Below are 19,512 nucleotides of genomic sequence, written 5' to 3' on the forward strand. Positions count from 1 at the left end.
TAGCTCCTTACGCTCCGGCGATGCAGACCAGCATCACGCCAAGGGTGATCACCAGGGTTCCCATCCAGCGTCGACGGCTGACGTGTTCCCCCAAAAACACCTTGCCAGCGAACACCACACCGCAATACGCCAGCGCGGCGGCGGGGAATAACAGGCTCAGCGGTGCGCGTGACAAGGCTTCTAGCCAGACAAAAAATTCGATCACATAGGCGCCGATCCCCGCCCACAGGAGGGGCGCGTTAAACACCTGGCCCCAGAACGCATTAAGGCGAAAACCGCCTTCGAGTTCAGGCAAACGGTCGAGGCCGACCTTGAAACACAATTGGCCGATGACATCGAGGACGATAGAAAACGCCACCAGAAAAATCACAATCAGCGTCACGGGAACAACTCCTCAAACAGCGCAATCAGCGCGTCGTTAGTGGTTGAGTTGCGCAAGAGGTCAGTGTCACTCCAGCGCTCCGGCGGCGGTTGATCGGACTTGGCCTCCCAGCGTTTGAGCACGTTGCTGTGCGGGGCTTTGGCAAACTCGCCGCATACATCAATGCCCAGCACACGCTTGCTCGCGGCCAGGGCGCGAATGGCGTGCAACAAATGGCTCAAGCGCATGCCGCCCTGGTCCCAGTTGGTGGCCGCGTCTTCACTGGCCAGCACGTCTTTGTCGATGGTGATCCATATGGCGTCTGTCGGCAGGCCTTGAATCAGTTGCTCGATAAAGGTCGGCCAGTCCTGATCGGCCAAGTTGCGCCAGTGCAGGAGGTTTTCCCGTTGTTCATGGCCTGCGGCATCACCGATCCGCCCCCAGACTTTGGTGGGCGCGTGTTGCCAAGGGAAGAGCTGCAAGTCGCCCCGTTGCACAGCACCGAGGTTGCCGCCCTTGAACTGCGGGTTCTCCAGGTCATCGCTGCACGGGCCGAGGGTGATGATGCGTTTGATATTCGGCAGTTTCAGTGCGCGATTGACCCACGACCCGCAATGACGGCGGGGCGCAAAGCGAACCCAGTCGGGGTGGTTATCGAAGTGGATGAGCGTCACCGGCTCGCTCAGGTCAGCCAGCAGGGCCGGGGTGAGATGGTGATAGTCACCGGAGCCGACAAAGAAGATTTCCGGCTTGTTCGCACGGGGTTTTGGGCGTTGCTGCAGCTGTTTGACGAAGCGCTGATAATTGCGCTCGGTTGACCAAAGACGCAATTTTGGGCCCAGGGCCAATAAATCGAGGCGTGTTGCGCGGCCATCGGCCAATCGCTGCGCGATAGGCGCTTGAGCGGTCAGGCTGTGATCGAGATCGAGAATGTTCAATGTGTGATTTACCCCATTCAATCGCCGCCGGACCAGGCCGGGCGGGCTTTTCAGGGTAAATGCAAGGTGCGTGCCTGCTTTACAAATCTGCCGTCTGTAGGAGCGAGCTTGCTCGCGAGCTGTAGATTTTTAAAAGATCGCGAGCAAGCTCGCTCCTACAGATAATTGAAGTCAGTGCAACCGTACCCAAACGCTCACCAGCACAGTAGCAGCCATCAGCCAGGCCACTGCTGCCAATGCCAGCGAAGCTTCAAGACGCAATCGGTCGACCAGTACATACAACGCGGCCAGGTAAACGAAGTACGGGATGATCGACCACATGCCGAACACAATGGTGGTCTTCAGGTCGTCTACCGAGCGCCCTTTGCCGACGATGTAGTGGGCAATCAAGGCGAAGGTCGGGAACAGCGGCACCAGCCCTGCAATGTAGTAGTTTTTGGTTTTGGCCAGGATCGCCAGGATGATGACGACCGCTGCCCCCAACGCCGCTTTTAGAATCAGATCCATCAGTGTGCTAGCCCGTATTTTTTAACTTTGTCGAATAACGTGGTTTTGGCCATGCCCAGCTCCTGGCTGGCTTGAGTCAAGTTGCCACCGCTGCGTTGCAAGGCATCGCTGAGCAAGGTCCGTTCGAAGGCTTCGACGGCCTCGGAAAAGCCCAACCCTTGCGAGGCATTGCTGCCGGGCTTTTTAAACGCGGGCAGGCCCAAGGCAAAGCGCTCGGCCACGTTGCGCAGTTCGCGCACGTTACCCGGCCAGTCATGGCTCATGAGGTTGGACAAAGTTTGATTGTCCAGCTCTGGCGCGGTGCGGTCGAAACGCAGGGACGACTGCTGGAGGAAATATTCGAACAGTTGCAGGATATCTTCGCGACGCTCACGCAAGGGCGGCAGTTCGAGGGTGACCACGTTCAAGCGGTAATACAGGTCGCTGCGAAATTGGCCGGCTTTGCCCAGTTGATCAAGGTCGGACTTGGTCGCGGCAATGACCCGGCAATCGACGTCGATGCTCTGGTTCGAGCCCAGGCGTTCCAGGGTCCGCTCCTGCAACACCCGCAGCAATTTGATTTGCAGGTTGAGCGGCATGCTTTCAACTTCATCGAGAAACAGCGTGCCGCCGTTAGCGTGCTCGATTTTGCCAATCCGGCGTTTTCCGGCGCCGGTAAAGGCATTGGCTTCGTGACCGAATATTTCGCTTTCAAACAGGTTTTCCGGGAGCCCGCCGCAGTTAAGCGCGACAAATTGCTGGGGCTGGCGGCGGCTGAAATCGTGCAAGCAACGGGCGACCAGTTCTTTGCCGGTGCCGGTTTCGCCTTCAATCAGCACGTTGGCTGACGTATCGGCGACGTTCGCAATCAATTCGCGCAATTGCTGCATGGCCGGGGAGCGGCCGATGATACGTCCCTCAAGCGAGTCGCGCTCGGCCAGTTGCCGGCGTAGCGACCACACTTCACGGGCCAGGCTGCGTTGCTCAAGCGCTCTGCGTGCGACATCGACCAGTCGTTCCGGGGAGAACGGCTTCTCCATGAAGTCATAGGCGCCGTCGCGCATTGCGCCCACGGCAATAGAGATATCGCCATGCCCGGTAATCAACACCACCGGCAGGCTGCGGTCGCGGGCCTTAAGGCGTTTGAGCAGCTCAAGACCATCGATGCCCGGTAAACGAATGTCGCTGATGACGATGCCGGGGAAGTTATCACCCACCCGTTCCAGCGCCTGTTCGGCGCTGCTGACGCCTTCGCTGTGAATGTCTTCCAGCGCGAGCGCCTGTTGGCATCCCAAGAGTACGTGAGGGTCGTCTTCAACAATCAGGACGGTCAGCTCGTGGTTCATATCGGCTCGGCCTTAGCGGGTTGCACCAGCGGTAAAAGGAGGACAAACGCAACACCACCGGCCTGCGGAAACTCGACACTGAGGTTACCGCCCGCCGCTGCAGCGAGGCTGGCAGATAGCGTCAAGCCAAGGCCAAGGCCTTGTTCGCCGGGTTTGGTGGTGAAAAACGGTTCAAACAGATGCTTACGGTTTTCCAGGTCAATACCCGGGCCGTTGTCGCGCACGCGCAGGCGGTATTTGCCGTCGAGGTGCTCGCCCTCAAGCCACAGCTGCGGGGCTGTTGGCTGTTCTTGCAGGGCGTCGAGGGCGTTGCCGATCAAGTTGAGCAGGATCTGCTCAAGCCGGGTTTGATCGATCTTGAGGTCGGCATCGCTGAAGTGTCGTTGCAGTTCAATGCCGGAGCCTTCAAGACGGCTGGCGAGCAGTTGCAGCACGGCTTCGACCGCTTTGTTCAGGTTGGCCTGGCCATGATCGTCGCCGCGTCGGGCAAACGAGCGCAGGTTGGCAGTGATACGGCCCATGCGATCGACCAGGTTATTAATGGTGCTGAGGTTGTTGGCCGCAACGGTCAGGTCGCCGCGCTCCAAAAAGCGCACGGTATTGCCGGACAGGGTGCGCAGGGCCGCCAGAGGCTGATTCAGTTCGTGGGCAATGCTGGTGGACATTTGCCCGATGGCCGCCAGTTTTCCGGCCTGCACCAGTTCGTCTTGGGCGCGGCGCAGGGTTTCTTCGGCCTGGCGCCGCTCGCGAATCTGGCCTTTGAGGCGTTCGTTGCTGGCGCGCAAGTGGGCAGTGCGCTCAGTGATTTTGCGTTCCAGCTGGTTATTGGCCTCTTGCAAGGCCTCACGGGCTGCCAGCCGGGTGGCGATGACTTTGCGCCGTTCATTCCAGGCAATCAGCAGAAAGGCCAGCAGCGCAAACGCACCTGCCAGCAGCATGCCCTGGTTGGCAGCTTCACGGCGCAGGTCCTGCAAGGGCGTCAGCAGGGTGATGTCCCACGGCGTGTCGTTAAGCCTGCGGGTTTGTGCCAGATAGCTGACTTCTTTGTCGTCGGTCACCACCTCGCTGTTGGCGGTAAAGGTGACTTTTTCAACGCCGTCGCCCAGTCGCTCGCGCTCAAGGGGTTCGAGTTCGATCAGCGGCCACCAGTAGTACTGCAGGCTGCGGGCCAGCTTCTCTTTGATGTCTGCAGTCAGCGGGCGTACCGACTTGAGCCGCCGGCTTGGATCGCTGGACAGAATAATGATGCCGTTTTCATCACTCACGTAGGCTTCAAGGCGCGCGCGTTGCCAGCGTTCTTCCAGGGCTTCGAGGCGCACTTTGATCACCGCGACGCCAATGATCTTGCCTTGTTCTTCCAGGCCATGGGCCAAGTAATAACCCGGCTCGCCCGTGGTGCTGCCAATGCCATAGAAACGCCCGGGCTGGCCACGTACCGCGTCCTGAAAATAGGCGCGGAAAGACAAGTCCTCGCCCAGGTAACTGTCGACATCCCGCCAGTTACTGGTGGCGACGACCCGGCCGGTGGTGTCGAGCACGTAAATGGCCCGGCTGCGGCTGCGGCGGTTCAAGCCTTCGAGGTATTGATTGACGGCGACCCGGTTTTGCACGCTCGGGTCAGCCAGTAATGACGACACACTGGACTCCAGCTCTAGCAGGCTGGGCAGGTAAGTGTATTTGCTGAGTTCGCTTTCGACCGTGCGCGCGTGCAGTTCAAGCTGGCGCTCGCCGCTTTCGCTCAGGGTGGTGATGCCAAAATGTTCACTGATGCGGTAACCCGCATAACCTAAACCGATCATCATCAGGATAATCAGCGGCGGCAGCAGCAAGTGACGAAGCAGACGTGGTTTCACGGCAAGTGAGGGCGGGGCACCGCGATAAAGGTTGGGGTCGCATTTCATCACAGATGCCTTGGGTCAACCACTGCGCACTAATGTATTACGGGCATGTAGCCGCTGCCGTAGGCTGCGATGGGCTGCATCGCAGCCCCGGCTCTATTGAAAGCGAAGGTCCTTCGGTCCTTATCGCAGCCTTCGGCAGCGACTACAGTCGCGTTATTTAGTGCTGCAGGATTTTGGCGAGGAAGTGCTGGGCACGCTCGGAACGGGCGCTTACGTCACCAAAGAACTCTTCTTTCTCACAGTCTTCGACGATCTTGCCCTGGTCCATAAAGATCACCCGGTTGGCCACCTTGCGTGCAAAACCCATTTCGTGGGTCACGCACATCATGGTCATGCCTTCGTGGGCCAGTTGCACCATCACGTCGAGGACTTCGTTCACCATTTCCGGGTCGAGTGCCGAGGTCGGTTCGTCGAACAGCATGACAATAGGGTCCATGGCCAAGGCGCGGGCAATCGCGACACGCTGCTGCTGACCGCCAGACAACTGGCCAGGGTGCTTGTGGGCATGGGCCGACAAACCTACGCGCTCCAGCAGTTCTAGGCCTTTTTTGGTGGCTTCTGCTTTGCTGCGACCCAGGACCTTGACCTGCGCAATGGTCAGGTTTTCGGTGATGGTCATGTGCGGGAACAGTTCGAAATGCTGGAACACCATGCCAACGCGCGAACGCAGTTTTGGCAGGTTGGTCTTCGGGTCGGCAATCGATGTGCCGTCAACCACGATGTCGCCTTTCTGGAACGGTTCAAGGGCGTTGACGCACTTGATCAAGGTCGATTTGCCCGAGCCCGACGGGCCGCAGACTACAACCACTTCGCCTTTTTTGACTTCGGTACTGCAATCGGTCAGTACCTGGAAGTCCCCGTACCACTTGTTGATGTTCTTGATCGAGATCATACGGCAAACCTTTTTTGCAGACGCTTGACCAGCAGCGAGGCGGAAAAGCTGATGATGAAATACACCAGACCGGCGAAAATCAGGAATTCGTTGGAGCGGCCGATGATATCGCCACTGGAGCGCGAAGCATTGAGGAAATCAACCAGGCCCACGGTGTAAACCAGCGAGGTGTCCTGGAACAAAATGATGCTTTGCTGCAACAGCAACGGGGTCATCTTGCGAAACGCCTGAGGCAGGATGATCAGGCGCATGGCCTGGCCGTAGCTCATGCCCAACGCTTTGGCTGCGCCCATCTGGCCTTTGGGAATCGACTGCACACCGGCCCGTACGATCTCGCAAAAGTAGGCGGCTTCGAACATGACGAAAGCCACCATGCACGACTCGAAAGCACCGATTGGCGTGTCTTTGCCGGTGATCCAGCGCAGCACGAACGGCACGGCCAGGTAGAACCAGGTAATCACCAGCAGCAGCGGGATCGAGCGGAAGTAGTTCACATAAGCGCCGGCCAGATTGGCCATCCACTTGCTGGACGACAAACGCATCAATGCCAGCACGGTGCCGAGTGCAACACCACCGATAACCCCGAGCACCATCAGCTTCAAGGTCATGATCATGCCGTTCCACAGGCCCGGCAGGGCTGGAACAATACCGCTGAAATCGAAGAAGTCCATTATTTACCCCCCAAAGACATCAGACCGGGCACGGCGACTTTCTTCTCGATCAGACGCATCAGCAACATCAGGCTCATGTTCAGGGTGAAGTAGATCAGCGTGGCCAGGGTGAAGGCTTCAAACAGGTTGGCGGAGAACTCGGCTGTCTGTTTGGTTTGCGCCAGCAGCTCCATCAAACCGATCAGGGACGCCACCGAGGAGTTCTTGAACACGTTGAGGAACTCAGAGGTGAGCGGCGGAATAATGATGCGGTAAGCCTGGGGCAGCAGCACGTTCCAGTAGATTTGCGACAAGCTGAAACCCATGGCACGGGCAGCCGACTCCTGGCCGCGCGGCAAGGCTTCAATACCGGTACGCACTTGTTCGCACACCCGTGCGGCGGTAAACAGACCCAGACACACCACTACGCTCAGGTAGGCCGAGGTCGTCGGGCTGAGGTCTTGCTTGTACCAGTCCTGCAGGTTTTGCGGCAGCAGATCGGGTACCAGGAAGTACCACATGAACAGCTGTACCAGCAGGGGTACATTTCGGAAAATTTCCACGTAAACCGTGGCGATACTCGCGATAAAACGGTTCGGCAAGGTGCGCATCACGCCCAGCAGCGAACCCAGTATCAGCGCAACAATCCAGGCGACAACAGCGATCGCGATGGTCCAGCCCAGTCCGGTAATAAACCAGTCGAGATACGTCTCGCTGCCTACGCCGGTGGACTTGAAGAATACGCTCCAGTCCCAGTTGTAATTCATTCAGGGTCTCCCCTCAGATGGGTCTATAGACAAGCACTTGCTTCAGGGAATCCGTTCTCTCCGACAGTGCAGTCGGGCACACGCGTCCCGCTCGACAACCAGCGGTTCGAGTGCTTACTAATCAATAAGAAGCTAATACAGCAGGAGAACAAAGCCTGCGAGTGCGCTTATGCGCACTCACACGCTTAGGTGTTCAGGTATCAGGCTGCTGGTTTTTCTGGCGCAGGCTTGTCATTTGGATTGGCAATCAACTCTTTGAGCTCATCGCTCATCGGGAACTGGAGGTTCAGACCTTTTGGCGGGATAGGGGACTGGAACCACTTGTTGTAGGAATCGTTAACTTTGCCCGACTTGTAGTAAGCAACAATGGCGTCATCTACAGCCTTTTTGAAGTCCGGATCGCCTTTGCGCACCATGCAGCCGTAGATTTCGTACGACTGTGGTGTACCTGTTACGGCCCAGTCACCTGGCTTCTTGGCTTTGGCCATTTCACCGGCCAGCAGGGCGTCGTCCATCATGAAGGCAACCGCACGGCCCGACTCAAGCATGTTGAAGGCTTCGCCGTGGTCTTTCGCCGAGATCACGTTCATGCCCATCTGCTTGTCAGCGTTCATGGCCTTGAGGATACGCTCGGAGGTAGTACCTGCGGTGGTGACGACGTTTTTGCCTTTCAGGTCAGCGAAATCTTTGTACTGCGAGTCCTTTTTGGACAGCAGACGGGTACCGATTTCGAAGATGCCGATCGAGAAATCCACTTGTTGAGCGCGTTCGGCGTTGTTGGTGGTGGAGCCACATTCAACGTCAACGGTACCGTTTTGTACCAGCGGGATACGGGTCTGGGAGGTGACCAGGTTGTACTTGACCTTAAGGTCAGGCATGTCCAGGTCTTTTTTCAGCGCTTCAACGATTGCCAGTTGCACATCATGGGAATAGCCAACCGGCTTGCCTGATGCGTCAGCGATGTAAGAAAACGGAATGGAGGAGTCACGATGCCCAAGGGTGATGGTGCCGGATTCTTTGATTTTCTTCAGTGTGCCGGTCAGTTCAGCGGCGAATACTGGAGTGCTAATCAGAGCTACAGCAATGGCTGCACTCAAAAGTTGCGGAACGATGCGCATCGATTTTTCCTCGACATTGTTTTTTTTATTTGAGCCCGTTCACGAGCTCTTTAGGTACTTCGAAACGCTAAACAGATTAAACGCTGTTTTCGCATTCGGCCCTGAGTGTAGAGCATGAGTCATGCCAGAGACGGAATTAAACTTCAACCTGCTGATTTATATAGGTTTTAAAGTTTTATTAGGTGGGGTTTTGAGGGCGTTGCGCCCGGAAAGCCGAATAGCAGGGCGATAAGCGTTCGGAAAACCGAATGAGGAAATACCGCTTATCGGTGGGGGAGAAGCAACAGCGCGATCTTTGAATGTTTAAAAGATCGCGGGGTTTACACCTGCAATGGCGTACTCATACGTGAAGGGGTTAAGCCGCTTCAACCTTGCGCTGCTTGAGGTTCAGGCTGGCCATGTAGTGCGCAAGGCGCTCTTGCTCGGCGGCTGTGGTGAACAGGCCCAATTTGGTCCGGCGCCACAGGATGTCCTGCGCATCCAGTGCCCATTCCTGGCGGCACAGGTAGTCCACCTCGCGGCTATAGAGGCCGCTGCCGATGTGCTCACCCATCTCGCTCAAGCTTTGCACGCCGTCCAGCAACTGCCAGGAGCGGCTGCCATAGGTAATTGCCCAGCGTTTGGCAATAGCAGCGTCCAACCAGTTGTGTTTGCTGATCAAGGCCGCGCTCAGGGCTTGAGGCGTGGTCATGTCTTCGCCGCCCGGCAAGGTCGCTGCGGCCGTCCAGCTCGGTTTGATCTGGGTGAAGAACGGTGTCAGTTGCGCCATGGCCGACTCGGCCAGTTTGCGGTAGGTGGTCAACTTGCCACCGAACACGGACAGCAGCGGGGCTTCGCCCGAAGCGCCTGACAGGGACAAGGTGTAATCGCGGGTTACCGCTGACGGGTTGTCCGACTCGTCATTGCACAGTGGGCGTACGCCCGAGTAGGTGCGCAGAATGTCGTCACGGCTCAGTTGCTGCTTGAAGTGCGAGTTGACCACGTTCAACAGGTAATCGGTTTCTGCCTCGGTGATGCTGACCTTGGCCGGGTCGCCCGTGTATTCGCGGTCTGTGGTGCCAATGATGGTGAACTGGTCCAGGTACGGAATGGTGAACACGATCCGCTGGTCTTCGTTCTGCAAAATAAACGCGTTAGGTGCGTCATACAGTTTGGGCACGATCAGGTGGCTGCCTTGAATCAGGCGGATGCCGTACGGCGAGTCCAGCTTTAGATCCTCTTTAATAAACTTGGCCACCCAAGGGCCGGCAGCGTTTACCAAGGCTTTGGCGCGAATCGAAAACAGGCTGCCGTCAGCGCGCTCAAAGTTCAATTCCCACAGGCCTTTACTACGTTGCGCGCCGACGCAGCGAGTCTGGGTGTGGATGTGAGCGCCGTTTTCGCGCGCAGACATGGCATTGAGTACGACAAGGCGAGCGTCATCGACCCAGCAATCGGAGTATTCGAAGCCTTTAGTGATTTCAGGCTTGAGCGGGCTGTCGGCGCCGAATTTAAGGCTGACAGAACCGGCGAGTTTTTCGCGTTTGCCCAAGTTGTCGTATAGAAACAAGCCCGCACGAATCATCCACGCCGGACGCAGGTGCGGGCGATGCGGTAATACAAAGCGCATGGGTTTGACGATGTGCGGGGCTTTGGCCAGCAACACTTCACGCTCGGCCAGGGCTTCGCGCACCAGGCGGAACTCGTAATGTTCAAGGTAGCGCAGGCCGCCGTGAATCAGCTTGCTGCTGGCAGACGAGGTATGGCTGGCCAAGTCGTCTTTTTCGCACAGAAACACCGACAGGCCGCGACCTGCAGCGTCAGCCGCAATGCCGACACCATTGATCCCGCCGCCAATCACGGCAACGTCGTATACCTCTGAGAGGGGGGTGGCAGGCAAGGTGGTCAAGGGCATGTCGGGGCCTCGCGTTGTTCACGCATATTTGAATTCGAACATTAATGTTCATTTCCGAAAATGTTAGCGGATAAAGACGCGCACAGCCAGCTTACTTCGATTGAAAAAACTCATCGAAGAGCGTTGAAAGGAAGATTTTCGAACATTTAGGTTGGGGAGGGCGTTTTGTGGGAGCGGGCTTGCTCGCGATTCAGGCGACACGGTCGCCCTGAATCACGGTGTAGATGCCATCGCGAGCAAGCCCGCTCCCACACATATGGCTTAAACCACTTCGAGGCGGATTTTGTTCTGTGCCAGCAATTGGGTCAGTTCAGGCACCGGGTGCTGGTCGGTCACCAGGCAGTCAATCAAGCTGATCGGGCCCAGTCGTACCATGGCGTTACGGCCGAATTTACTGGAGTCCGCCGCCAGAATCACTTGTCGGGCGTTGGAGATAATGGCCTGAGAAACGCGCACTTCCTGGTAGTCGAAATCCAGCAAGCTGCCATCCGAATCGATACCGCTGATGCCGATCAGGGCGAAATCGAATTTGAACTGATTAATAAAGTCGACGCTGGCCTGGCCCACGATGCCGCCGTCTCGGCGTACGTTGCCGCCGGCTATCAGCACTTCAAAGTCGTCTTTGGCGCTGAGGATTGAGGCAACGTGCAGGTTGTTGGTGATGATTTTCAGGTGGTTATGGTTGAGCAGCGCCCGGGCAATCGACTCGGTGGTGGTGCCGATGTTGATGAAAATCGAGGCGTGGTCAGGAATCTGGGCGGCGATAGCTTCACCGATACGGCGTTTTTCATCGCGCATCTGGTCGGCGCGCATGGCGTAGGCCGTGTTTTCAACGCTGGAATCATAGGCCGCGCCACCGTGATAACGACGCAGCAAATCGGCCTCGGCCAACTGGTTAATGTCGCGGCGGATGGTCTGCGGTGTAACAACGAACAACTGGGCCATTTCCTCGATGCTGACATAGCCGCGCTCGCGAACGAGTTCGAGGATCTGCTGTTGGCGTGGAGGCAGATTCATGGAGTTTCCTTTGGGCGGCGAAGCAAAAGTCGCTCATGATGCCGCAGGTAGGCCCCGACCTGCTATACACAGGTGCCATGAATACAGATATGACAACGGGCGCGAAGGGCGCCCGTTGGGTGTTTTACCGGCAATTGAGCCGTGCTGGCTTACGTGCTGGCTTAGTTGCTTTCTTCGTGGGGTTCCCAGTCGCGCGTACGCTCTACGGCCTTTTTCCAACCGGCGTAGAGCTTCTCTTTGCTCGCTTCTTCAAGCTGAGGTTCGAATTCGCGCTCGATCACCGCTTTGCTGCGCAATTCATCCAGGCTGCCCCAGAAACCGCAGGCCAGACCGGCCAGGTAGGCGGCGCCCAAGGCTGTGGTTTCGCGCATTTGTGGGCGTTCGACCATGGTGCCGAGGATGTCTGCCTGGAACTGCATCAGGAAGTTGTTGGCTACCGCGCCACCGTCAACGCGCAAGGCTTTAAGGCGTTCGCCCGAGTCCTGCTGCATGGCGTCCAGTACGTCGCGGGTCTGGTAGGCAATCGACTCAAGGGCTGCACGAATAATGTGGTCTACCCGTACGCCACGGGTCAGGCCGAACAGTGCGCCACGGGCATACGGGTCCCAGTAAGGCGCGCCCAGACCGGTAAACGCAGGCACCAGATACACGCCATTGCTGTCTTTGACCTTGTTGGCAAAGTATTCGGTGTCGTGTGCATCGTTGATGATTTTCAGCTCGTCGCGTAGCCATTGCACTGTCGAGCCGCCGTTGAAGACCGCACCTTCCAGCGCATAAGCCACTTCACCGCGCGGGCCGCAAGCGATGGTGGTAAGCATGCCGTGGGTCGACTGAACCGCGTTGGTGCCGGTGTTCATCAGCAGGAAGCAGCCGGTGCCATAGGTGTTTTTGGCCTGACCTGGCTCGACGCACATCTGGCCAAACAACGCGGCTTGCTGGTCACCGGCAATCCCGCCGATGGCGATGCCGCTTTTGGTGCGGCCATAGATTTCGGAAGAGGATTTAACCTCTGGCAGCATTTCGCGCGGGATATCCAGCACATCCAGCATCTTGGCGTCCCACTCCAGGGTGTGGATGTTGAAGAGCATGGTGCGCGAGGCGTTGGTGTAATCGGTGACGTGGGTCTTGCCGCCGGTAAATTTCCAGATCAGCCAGCTGTCGACGGTGCCGAACAGCAATTCGCCCTTGCGCGCGCGCTCGCGGCTGCCTTCGACGTTGTCGAGGATCCACTTGAGCTTGGTGCCGGAGAAGTACGGGTCGGTGACCAGACCGGTGGTTTCGCGGATGTACTGTTCATGACCGCCGCGCTTGAGCTGTTCGCAGATTTCGGTGCTGCGACGGCATTGCCAGACGATGGCGTTGTAGATCGGGCGACCGCTGATCTTGTCCCACACCACCGTGGTTTCACGCTGGTTGGTGATACCGATTGCCGCTACCTGGTCGTGGTGCAAACCGGCCTGGGCCAGCGCTTCGACCATGACCGCGCTCTGGGTAGCGAAGATTTCCATCGGATCATGTTCAACCCAGCCGGCTTGCGGGTAATGCTGTTGAAACTCGCGTTGCGCGGTGCAGACCACGTTGGCGTCACGATCAAAAATGATCGCTCGCGAACTGGTAGTGCCTTGGTCCAGCGCAATGATGTAGTTCTTATTCTGAATGTCGGTCATGGGGTTGCCTTGCAGAATGAAGTAATGGTTTCCGGGCGCGAGCAGGTTACGGGCAGTAGTCTCATGCGCCCCGTTTCATAAGTCGATATCAGGACGCCTGGGTTTTAACCTCGGCGACCGCTGGAGCGTGCGCAGGTGCGGACTCTGGCTGGGGCAAGTGACGGGCAATCAGCCCGCGATAAATGGCCGCGCCGAGGCAGGCACCGACGATGGGTGCAAAAATTGGAATCAGGAAATAAGGAATATCGCGGCCACCCGTGAAGGAAATTTCGCCCCAACCAGCAAAGAAAGTCATCAGTTTAGGTCCGAAGTCACGCGCCGGGTTCATCGCAAAACCGGTCAGCGGGCCCATCGAACTGCCGATCACGGCAATCAACAGACCAATCAGCAGTGGCGCCAGCGGACCGCGTGGCAGGCCATTCTTGTCGTCGGTGAGGGCCATGATTACGCCCATGAGGATGGCGGTGATCACCACTTCAACGAGGAAGGCTTGCAACGTGGAGAGCGCCGGGTGCGGGTAAGTCGAGAAGACCGAGGCTAATTCGAGGCTGGCCTGGCTGCCGCGAACCATGTTGTGCGCTTGTTCGTAATCGAAGAACAAATTGCTGTAGAGCGTATAAACCAACGCCGCCGCACAAAAGGCACCGGCCACTTGAGCAAGGATGTAGAACGGCAGTTTACGTTTATCAAAATCGGTAAACAGGCACAGCGCAATGCTGACCGCCGGATTCAGATGTGCACCGGAAACCCCGGCTGTCAGGTAAATCGCCATGCTGACGCCAATGCCCCAGATGATGCTGATTTCCCATAAGCCAAAGCTGGCGCCCGCGACCTTGAGAGCCGCAACGCATCCTGTACCGAAAAATATGAGCAGTGCAGTGCCGAGAAATTCGGCGAGGCACTGACCTGAAAGCTTGGGGTGCTGCGTTGCAGTCGTCATTTGAAACCTCTTTTTTGTTGTTTTTTGACGTCGTTAGTCAGGGGTGGCAGTGCAGCAATACAGAAAAAACAGATGCCGTTTTTTTGGAAATTCATGGGTCGGTAACAGAACATAAGTATTAGGCGGTATGTTCAGATTCGAAAAATATAGACAACAAACACTGCTGTCAAAGGTCGAAAGTGAACGATGCGCCACATTTTGACTTTCACATGAGTTTTGGGTGCTGGTTTTATGTAAGAAAAAAATACAAATTGGCAGGTAAGGGTGTAACGTTTCAGCGCTAAATAGTGCCGGGAAGCCCGTTCCAGCGCGTTTTTTATTGGCTAATGGCCTAAAATCCGGCCCTGGATTCTTTAGTCAATTGACCACAGGGGCTGTCATGACGCCTGCATTGGACCTGCTAAAAAAAGTTCGCGCCGAACATCGAGTACACAGCTACGAGCATGACCCCAAGGCCGCGTCCTACGGGCTGGAGGCGGCAGAAAAGCTCAATCTCGAACCGGCTCAAGTGTTCAAGACGCTGTTGGCCAGCAGTGAAAAGAGTGAGTTATTGGTTGCGGTTGTACCGGTCGTCGGAAGTCTTGACCTTAAAGCGCTGGCGCAGGCGGCCGGGGTCAAAAAAGTCGAAATGGCTGACCCTGCGGCCGCTCAACGTGCCACGGGTTACCTGTTGGGCGGGATCAGCCCGCTGGGGCAAAAGAAGCGTCTGCGAACGTTTATTGATGAAAGCGCCAAGGTGTTCGAGACGATTTATGTCAGCGCCGGACGGCGCGGGCTGGAAGTGGAACTGGCTCCGGCCGTGCTGGCTGAGCATACGCAGGCCAAGTTTGCACCGATCGGGCGGGCGTAAACGGTATGAGTAACCTCGTCTCGCGATCTTTTAACGATCAAAAGATCACGAGACAAACCATTCGTATCACTGAGCGGTGCTAAAACGCCTTACGCCGGATTCCGAGTGAGGAATCTGAGCCGCTGTGCTGCCGCTGCCCTGAAACATCACCAGGTGTTCTGCCGCCACCCGGATGCCGACTTCCGTGCCGGGTGCGTGATCGGCATGGCTTGGGAAAATCGACTCCAGTTGGCTGCCCGTGGGTAATTGCAAGCGGTACAGGGTCGATGCGCCAAGGAAGGTCTTACCGATGATTTTGGCTTTAAGCGCGCTATCAGGGGCGTAGACGATGTCATCCGGGCGCAGCAGGACATCAACAGCCCCGCCAGTTGGCCAGCTATAAGCCCGGTTGCCGCGCAATACGCCCAGCTCGGTTTGTACCGACTCAGGGCTGAGCAATTGCCCACGAATGAAATAGCCCTGGCCTATAAAGCTCGCTACATATGGCGTCAGCGGCTCGTGGTAGAGGTTGTAGGGCGTATCCCACTGCTCCAGGCGACCCTCTTTAAACACTCCTACATGATCACTGACGGCGAAGGCTTCTTCCTGATCGTGGGTCACCAGAATGGCACTGGTGCCACGCGCTTTAAGAATGTCGCGCACTTCATGGCTCAGCTTGCGGCGCAATTCACCGTCAAGGTTCGAGAAGGGCTCGTCCAGCAACAGCAGTTGGGGCTCAGGAGCCAAAGCCCGGGCGAGCGCAACGCGTTGCTGTTGGCCACCCGAAAGCTCGTGCGGGAAACGCTTGCCCAGGTCTTTTAGATTGACCAGTTCCAGCAGTTCCTCGATCACGCGGTCTTTGTTCGGGTGCTTGCGAATGCCAAACGCAATATTGTCGGCCACGCTCAAGTGTGGGAACAGGGCGTAGTCCTGAAACACCATGCCGATGCGACGTTTCTCTGGGGCCAAAGTAAAACCGGCACTGGAGATAACTTCACCTGCGAGCTGGATTTCACCCTGGTGCACCGGCTCAAAACCGGCAATTGCCCGCAGCGTTGTGGTTTTGCCGCAACCCGAGGAGCCGAGCAGGCAGCCAATATCACCGGCATTGAGGTGCAGGTTAAGGTTCTGCACCACGCTCTGGCCTTGATAGCCACAGGCCAGATCGCGCAGGTTGAGCAATAGCGGCTGACTCATGCGGGTTGGTACGCAGGTTTGACCAGAAACTCCAGCAACGCTTTTTGCGCGTGCAGACGGTTTTCCGCTTGGTCCCAGGCTACAGAGCGCGGGTCGTCCAGCAGGTCGAGGCTGATTTCTTCACCACGGTGAGCGGGCAAGCAGTGCATGAACAGGACGTCTTCGGCGGCCAGGTCAAGCAGGGCGCGGTCAACCTGGTATGGCGCAAACAGCTTCAGGCGTTTGGCGGTTTCTTCTTCCTGGCCCATGGAGGTCCAGACGTCCGTGCTGACCAGGTGTGCACCGCGCACCGCTTCACGCGGGTCACGCACGATGCTCACGCGATCGCCGGCCAGCGCCACGAACTCAGGGTTCGGCTCGTAGCCTTCAGGGCAGGCAACGCGCAGGTGGAAGTCGAACTGGATGGCCGCTTCTATATAGCTGTTGCACATATTGTTGCCGTCACCGATCCAGGCCACGGTTTTGCCTTTGATCGAGCCACGGTGTTCGAGGAAGGTTTGCATGTCGGCCAGCAACTGGCACGGGTGCAGGTCATCGGACAGGCCGTTGATCACCGGGACGCGCGAATTGGCGGCGAATTCGGTCAGGGTGTTGTGGCCAAAAGTACGGATCATCACGGCGTCGAGCATGCGCGACATTACAATTGCGCAGTCGCCAATCGGCTCACCGCGGCCCAATTGAGTGTCGCGAGGGGACAGGAAAATAGCTTGGCCGCCCAGCTGGATCATGCCGGCTTCAAATGACAGACGGGTGCGGGTCGATGACTTTTCGAAAATCATGCCCAGGACGCGGTTTTTCAAAGGTTCAAAGAGAACGCCGCGATCACGCAGGTCTTTTAGCTCGATACCGCGACGGATGACGCTGACTAGCTCTTCGGGCGTGCAATCCATCAGGGAGAGAAAGTGCCTTGCGCTCATCATTAACTACCTTCTTTGCAACGACCGCAGAACTCAAAGCCGGGTTTTTCGGAAAAACGGCGAGACCTGCGGCGAAAGCCGCACGGGGCGACGAAATAGGGGAAGGCGCGATCTTATAAGGAAATGTCGCGTCTTGCCAATATGGGTCACGTTTTGAGGTTTATGCGAGTCTTGCGTTGCATGAGCACGCGGCTGAAACCACGGTTAAGTGATTCGCCTCACCTCAGCTGCCCAGTTGTACACTGCCCTCAGGTTGTTTTGCAATTCTGAGTGAACGTGGGGCATGACTGCCCACGTGTGCAAAGCCGGAATGTGAGATGAAGTTGCGACGATTGTCTGTCTGGGAGACCGAGCGTCATGCTCGGCTTTCCGTTACAATGCGCCACCGTGCCGACAACTGAGTCGGAAAGTTCAGCCGAGGTGCTCCATGGATATCATCGAAACTATCAAAGATCAGATTGCCAACAATACCGTTCTGCTTTACATGAAAGGCGCTCCGAATGCCCCGCAGTGTGGCTTTTCGGCTAAAGCGGCCCAGGCCGTCATGGGCTGCGGTGAGAAGTTCGCGTACGTGGACATCCTGCAGAACCCTGAAATCCGTGCCAACCTGCCGAAATACGCGAATTGGCCGACCTTCCCGCAACTGTGGGTAGGCGGTGAGCTGGTTGGCGGTAGCGACATCATGGCTGAAATGTTTGCAGACGGCTCTTTGCAGACGTTGATCAAAGAAGCGACTGCAAAAGCGGCCGCGGCCAAAACTGAAGCTTAATGGCTGACGTTGCTGCTACTTGAGTGATCAAGTAGCAGCCCATAAAAAAGCCCCGCCTCTGTATAAACAGGGCGGGGCTTTTTTGTGGGCGTTAGTTACTCACCCATCTGCGATTGCAGGTAATTCTCAATACCGATTTTATCGATCAGGCCCAACTGAGTTTCCAGCCAGTCGATATGTTCTTCTTCGGATTCCAGAATATCCTCCAGAAGTTCACGGCTACCAAAGTCGCCAACAACTTCGCAATGGGCGATGGCTGCTTTGAGGTCAGCGTGGCCGGTACGCTCAATGCGCAGGTCGCACTCAAGCATTTCCTTGGTGTGTTCACCAATGTGCAGTTTGCCCAGGTCTTGAACGTTCGGCAGGCCTTCCAGGAACAGGATGCGCTTGATCAGTTTGTCAGCGTGCTTCATCTCGTCGATGGATTCGTTGTATTCGTGTTTGCCTAACTTTTCCAGGCCCCAATCTTGATACATACGTGCATGCAAGAAGTATTGGTTGATCGCAACCAGCTCGTTACCGAGGATTTTATTGAGGTGCTGGATGACTGAAATATCGCCTTTCATCGCGAGGGCCTGCCTTAGTTAACCGTATATAAGGCAGAGTTTGATCTGCGTATTAACGACTGTCAAACCTAAGTGTTTGAATAATAAATGAAAATTAATCGGAATAAGAATGTTTGTGTTCCGCGTTTTGGCCCTAAGTACTTGAATTTTTGGCATAAAAAACCGGACGCTAAGTCCGGTTCATTAGAAAATTGATAATTACGCTGCAGAAAATTCTGCTGGAAAACCCAAGGCCGCCTGGCTGGCTTGAAGCGAGGTCAGGGTTTCGCGAACCACTTGCTTGGCCAGGCAAGCACATTTGCCGCATTGGCTGGCGACGCCGGTGGCTTCGCGCACTTCTCGGTAGCTGCAGCAACCTTCGTAGATTGCATCGCGAATTTTTCCGTCAGTAACGCCAGTGCAGAGGCAAACGTACATAAATAAGAACCATCGCTGGTTGGGATTCAATGAAACGGATCTTAATGTTAACGAGAATGATTGTCAAAGTAGATTAGGGCGCGGTGGGGGTTTGTTCAGGTTGTGCAGACGAGCGGTGTATGATGCCGCTCTTTTTACGCGGTGATCGGGTCGCAAGCCTGTTGTTTCTCAAGGGCTTTGCAGCTGGATCCCGTTTTTCACGTCGCACCCAGGAGATATCCAATGAGCGTACTCGTAGGCAAACAAGCCCCTGACTTCACCGTCGCAGCCGTACTTGGCAATGGCGAAATCGTTGATAGCTTCACGCTGTCCTCCGCTATCAAAGGCAAATACGGCCTGGTGTTCTTCTACCCACTGGACTTCACCTTCGTTTGCCCATCGGAACTGATCGCTCTGGATCACCGTATTCCTGAGTTCCAGGCGCGTAACGTTGAAGTGGTTGCAGTCTCTATCGACTCCCATTTCACTCACAACGCATGGCGCAACACCCCGGTGAACAATGGCGGTATCGGCTAGGTGAAATACACCATGGCTGCCGACATCAACCACGCGATCTGCAAAGCCTACGACGTTGAAACTGAAGGCGGCGTAGCACTGCGCGGCGCATTCCTGATCGATAACAAGGGCGTTGTTCGCTCCCAGATCGTTAACGACCTGCCACTGGGCCGCAACATGGACGAACTGCTGCGTCTGGTTGATGCGCTGCAATTCCACGAAGAGCACGGCGAAGTGTGCCCGGCTAACTGGAAGAAAGGCGACAAAGGCATGACCGCTTCGACTGAAGGCGTTGCGGCTTATCTGACTGAGAATGCTGGCAAGCTGTAAGCTTTTTGGCGGCAT

At 56.5% G+C, this 19,512-nt stretch carries 19 protein-coding genes and 1 pseudogene; 3 read left to right on the forward strand and 17 right to left on the reverse strand.

Translation table 11 applies throughout. The annotated features are described in order from the left end of the window. Positions 1 to 7: 7 nt before the first annotated feature. The 13 genes from AAEZ03_RS13850 to AAEZ03_RS13910 all read right to left on the reverse strand — a co-directional run bounded on the left by AAEZ03_RS13850 (position 8) and on the right by AAEZ03_RS13910 (position 13,977). The gene (locus AAEZ03_RS13850) at positions 8 to 382 is read right to left on the reverse strand and encodes a DMT family transporter (protein WP_350579385.1); all 375 of its coding nucleotides are present in this window, start codon (positions 380 to 382) and stop codon (positions 8 to 10) included. Continuing rightward, the gene (locus AAEZ03_RS13855; RefSeq protein WP_350579388.1) at positions 379 to 1,299 is read right to left on the reverse strand and encodes an arginase; all 921 of its coding nucleotides are present in this window, start codon (positions 1,297 to 1,299) and stop codon (positions 379 to 381) included. The genes AAEZ03_RS13850 and AAEZ03_RS13855 overlap by 4 nt, the downstream gene beginning before the upstream one ends. 171 nt (positions 1,300 to 1,470) lie before the next feature. Beyond that, the gene (locus AAEZ03_RS13860; protein ID WP_174479326.1) at positions 1,471 to 1,797 is read right to left on the reverse strand and encodes a GlpM family protein; all 327 of its coding nucleotides are present in this window, start codon (positions 1,795 to 1,797) and stop codon (positions 1,471 to 1,473) included. 8 nt (positions 1,798 to 1,805) lie between these two features. Then, positions 1,806 to 3,131, reverse strand: coding sequence for a two-component response regulator AauR (aauR, locus tag AAEZ03_RS13865; RefSeq protein WP_048369406.1), 1,326 nt, complete (start codon positions 3,129 to 3,131; stop codon positions 1,806 to 1,808). Continuing rightward, positions 3,128 to 5,032 carry a two-component sensor histidine kinase AauS gene (gene aauS / locus AAEZ03_RS13870; protein ID WP_350579391.1) on the reverse strand — a complete coding sequence of 635 codons (1,905 nt, stop codon included), beginning with the start codon at positions 5,030 to 5,032 and terminating at the stop codon, positions 3,128 to 3,130. Before aauS ends, aauR begins: the two co-directional genes overlap by 4 nt. A 157-nt stretch (positions 5,033 to 5,189) precedes the next feature. After that, positions 5,190 to 5,924: an amino acid ABC transporter ATP-binding protein gene (locus AAEZ03_RS13875; protein ID WP_123751463.1), complete on the reverse strand. Its 735-nt coding sequence runs from the start codon at positions 5,922 to 5,924 to the stop codon at positions 5,190 to 5,192. Then, positions 5,921 to 6,595, reverse strand: a complete 675-nt coding sequence (locus AAEZ03_RS13880; RefSeq protein WP_048386004.1) for an amino acid ABC transporter permease — start codon at positions 6,593 to 6,595, stop codon at positions 5,921 to 5,923. Before AAEZ03_RS13880 ends, AAEZ03_RS13875 begins: the two co-directional genes overlap by 4 nt. Further along, positions 6,595 to 7,341 carry an amino acid ABC transporter permease gene (locus AAEZ03_RS13885; RefSeq protein ID WP_123751464.1) on the reverse strand — a complete coding sequence of 249 codons (747 nt, stop codon included), beginning with the start codon at positions 7,339 to 7,341 and terminating at the stop codon, positions 6,595 to 6,597. The genes AAEZ03_RS13880 and AAEZ03_RS13885 overlap by 1 nt, the downstream gene beginning before the upstream one ends. A 200-nt stretch (positions 7,342 to 7,541) precedes the next feature. Then, the gene (locus tag AAEZ03_RS13890) at positions 7,542 to 8,459 is read right to left on the reverse strand and encodes a glutamate/aspartate ABC transporter substrate-binding protein (protein WP_350579395.1); all 918 of its coding nucleotides are present in this window, start codon (positions 8,457 to 8,459) and stop codon (positions 7,542 to 7,544) included. Positions 8,460 to 8,814: 355 nt separating this feature from the next. Then, a complete protein-coding gene (glpD, locus tag AAEZ03_RS13895; RefSeq protein WP_123751466.1) occupies positions 8,815 to 10,353 on the reverse strand; it encodes a glycerol-3-phosphate dehydrogenase in 1,539 nt (512 codons plus the stop codon). Between the two features lie 261 nt (positions 10,354 to 10,614). Further along, the gene (locus AAEZ03_RS13900) at positions 10,615 to 11,370 is read right to left on the reverse strand and encodes a DeoR/GlpR family transcriptional regulator (RefSeq protein WP_048369413.1); all 756 of its coding nucleotides are present in this window, start codon (positions 11,368 to 11,370) and stop codon (positions 10,615 to 10,617) included. A gap of 161 nt (positions 11,371 to 11,531) precedes the next feature. Continuing rightward, the gene (gene glpK, locus AAEZ03_RS13905) at positions 11,532 to 13,037 is read right to left on the reverse strand and encodes a glycerol kinase GlpK (protein WP_048386009.1); all 1,506 of its coding nucleotides are present in this window, start codon (positions 13,035 to 13,037) and stop codon (positions 11,532 to 11,534) included. 88 nt (positions 13,038 to 13,125) lie between these two features. Beyond that, positions 13,126 to 13,977, reverse strand: a complete 852-nt coding sequence (locus tag AAEZ03_RS13910; RefSeq protein WP_048369415.1) for an MIP/aquaporin family protein — start codon at positions 13,975 to 13,977, stop codon at positions 13,126 to 13,128. A gap of 379 nt (positions 13,978 to 14,356) precedes the next feature. Here AAEZ03_RS13910 and ybaK point away from each other — a divergent pair, with 379 nt between their 5' ends. Continuing rightward, positions 14,357 to 14,827 carry a Cys-tRNA(Pro) deacylase gene (ybaK, locus tag AAEZ03_RS13915; protein WP_278938318.1) on the forward strand — a complete coding sequence of 157 codons (471 nt, stop codon included), beginning with the start codon at positions 14,357 to 14,359 and terminating at the stop codon, positions 14,825 to 14,827. A gap of 66 nt (positions 14,828 to 14,893) precedes the next feature. Here ybaK and AAEZ03_RS13920 read toward each other — a convergent pair whose 3' ends face one another. Together AAEZ03_RS13920 and argF are read right to left on the reverse strand one after the other, a co-directional pair. Continuing rightward, positions 14,894 to 16,003, reverse strand: coding sequence for an ABC transporter ATP-binding protein (locus tag AAEZ03_RS13920; RefSeq protein ID WP_048386013.1), 1,110 nt, complete (start codon positions 16,001 to 16,003; stop codon positions 14,894 to 14,896). Then, positions 16,000 to 16,920 (reverse strand): ornithine carbamoyltransferase, encoded by a 921-nt coding sequence (gene argF / locus AAEZ03_RS13925; RefSeq protein ID WP_123751963.1) that lies wholly within the window; start codon positions 16,918 to 16,920, stop codon positions 16,000 to 16,002. The genes AAEZ03_RS13920 and argF overlap by 4 nt, the downstream gene beginning before the upstream one ends. A 427-nt stretch (positions 16,921 to 17,347) precedes the next feature. On the opposite strand from argF, the gene grxD reads away from it, so the two are divergent. Next, the gene (gene grxD, locus AAEZ03_RS13930; protein ID WP_123751896.1) at positions 17,348 to 17,689 is read left to right on the forward strand and encodes a Grx4 family monothiol glutaredoxin; all 342 of its coding nucleotides are present in this window, start codon (positions 17,348 to 17,350) and stop codon (positions 17,687 to 17,689) included. 95 nt (positions 17,690 to 17,784) lie between these two features. Here grxD and bfr read toward each other — a convergent pair whose 3' ends face one another. Both bfr and AAEZ03_RS13940 read right to left on the reverse strand, forming a co-directional pair. Next, the gene (gene bfr, locus AAEZ03_RS13935; RefSeq protein WP_048369419.1) at positions 17,785 to 18,255 is read right to left on the reverse strand and encodes a bacterioferritin; all 471 of its coding nucleotides are present in this window, start codon (positions 18,253 to 18,255) and stop codon (positions 17,785 to 17,787) included. Positions 18,256 to 18,453: 198 nt separating this feature from the next. Then, entirely contained in the window at positions 18,454 to 18,672 is a 219-nt protein-coding gene (locus tag AAEZ03_RS13940; protein ID WP_048369420.1) for a bacterioferritin-associated ferredoxin, read from the reverse strand. A 222-nt stretch (positions 18,673 to 18,894) separates the two neighbouring features. Here AAEZ03_RS13940 and AAEZ03_RS13945 point away from each other — a divergent pair. Continuing rightward, positions 18,895 to 19,497: pseudogene (locus tag AAEZ03_RS13945) on the forward strand (peroxiredoxin). Positions 19,498 to 19,512: the final 15 nt, after the last annotated feature.

The organism is Pseudomonas sp. HY2-MNA-CIBAN-0224 (genome assembly GCF_040310285.1).
GTDB lineage: Bacteria > Pseudomonadota > Gammaproteobacteria > Pseudomonadales > Pseudomonadaceae > Aquipseudomonas > Aquipseudomonas helleri.

Bases quoted from the DNA above. Each gene is read 5' to 3' on its own strand.
- AAEZ03_RS13910 (WP_048369415.1), bottom strand. From the start codon at position 13,977: ATGACGACTGCAACGCAGCACCCCAAGCTTTCAGGTCAGTGCCTCGCC.
- AAEZ03_RS13890 (WP_350579395.1), bottom strand. From the start codon at position 8,459: ATGCGCATCGTTCCGCAACTTTTGAGTGCAGCCATTGCTGTAGCTCTG.
- AAEZ03_RS13920 (WP_048386013.1), bottom strand. From the start codon at position 16,003: ATGAGTCAGCCGCTATTGCTCAACCTGCGCGATCTGGCCTGTGGCTAT.
- ybaK (WP_278938318.1), top strand. From the start codon at position 14,357: ATGACGCCTGCATTGGACCTGCTAAAAAAAGTTCGCGCCGAACATCGA.
- AAEZ03_RS13900 (WP_048369413.1), bottom strand. From the start codon at position 11,370: ATGAATCTGCCTCCACGCCAACAGCAGATCCTCGAACTCGTTCGCGAG.
- argF (WP_123751963.1), bottom strand. From the start codon at position 16,920: ATGAGCGCAAGGCACTTTCTCTCCCTGATGGATTGCACGCCCGAAGAG.
- AAEZ03_RS13940 (WP_048369420.1), bottom strand. From the start codon at position 18,672: ATGTACGTTTGCCTCTGCACTGGCGTTACTGACGGAAAAATTCGCGAT.
- grxD (WP_123751896.1), top strand. From the start codon at position 17,348: ATGGATATCATCGAAACTATCAAAGATCAGATTGCCAACAATACCGTT.
- aauS (WP_350579391.1), bottom strand. From the start codon at position 5,032: ATGAAATGCGACCCCAACCTTTATCGCGGTGCCCCGCCCTCACTTGCC.
- bfr (WP_048369419.1), bottom strand. From the start codon at position 18,255: ATGAAAGGCGATATTTCAGTCATCCAGCACCTCAATAAAATCCTCGGT.
- AAEZ03_RS13885 (WP_123751464.1), bottom strand. From the start codon at position 7,341: ATGAATTACAACTGGGACTGGAGCGTATTCTTCAAGTCCACCGGCGTA.
- AAEZ03_RS13880 (WP_048386004.1), bottom strand. From the start codon at position 6,595: ATGGACTTCTTCGATTTCAGCGGTATTGTTCCAGCCCTGCCGGGCCTG.
- AAEZ03_RS13875 (WP_123751463.1), bottom strand. From the start codon at position 5,924: ATGATCTCGATCAAGAACATCAACAAGTGGTACGGGGACTTCCAGGTA.
- glpD (WP_123751466.1), bottom strand. From the start codon at position 10,353: ATGCCCTTGACCACCTTGCCTGCCACCCCCCTCTCAGAGGTATACGAC.
- glpK (WP_048386009.1), bottom strand. From the start codon at position 13,037: ATGACCGACATTCAGAATAAGAACTACATCATTGCGCTGGACCAAGGC.
- aauR (WP_048369406.1), bottom strand. From the start codon at position 3,131: ATGAACCACGAGCTGACCGTCCTGATTGTTGAAGACGACCCTCACGTA.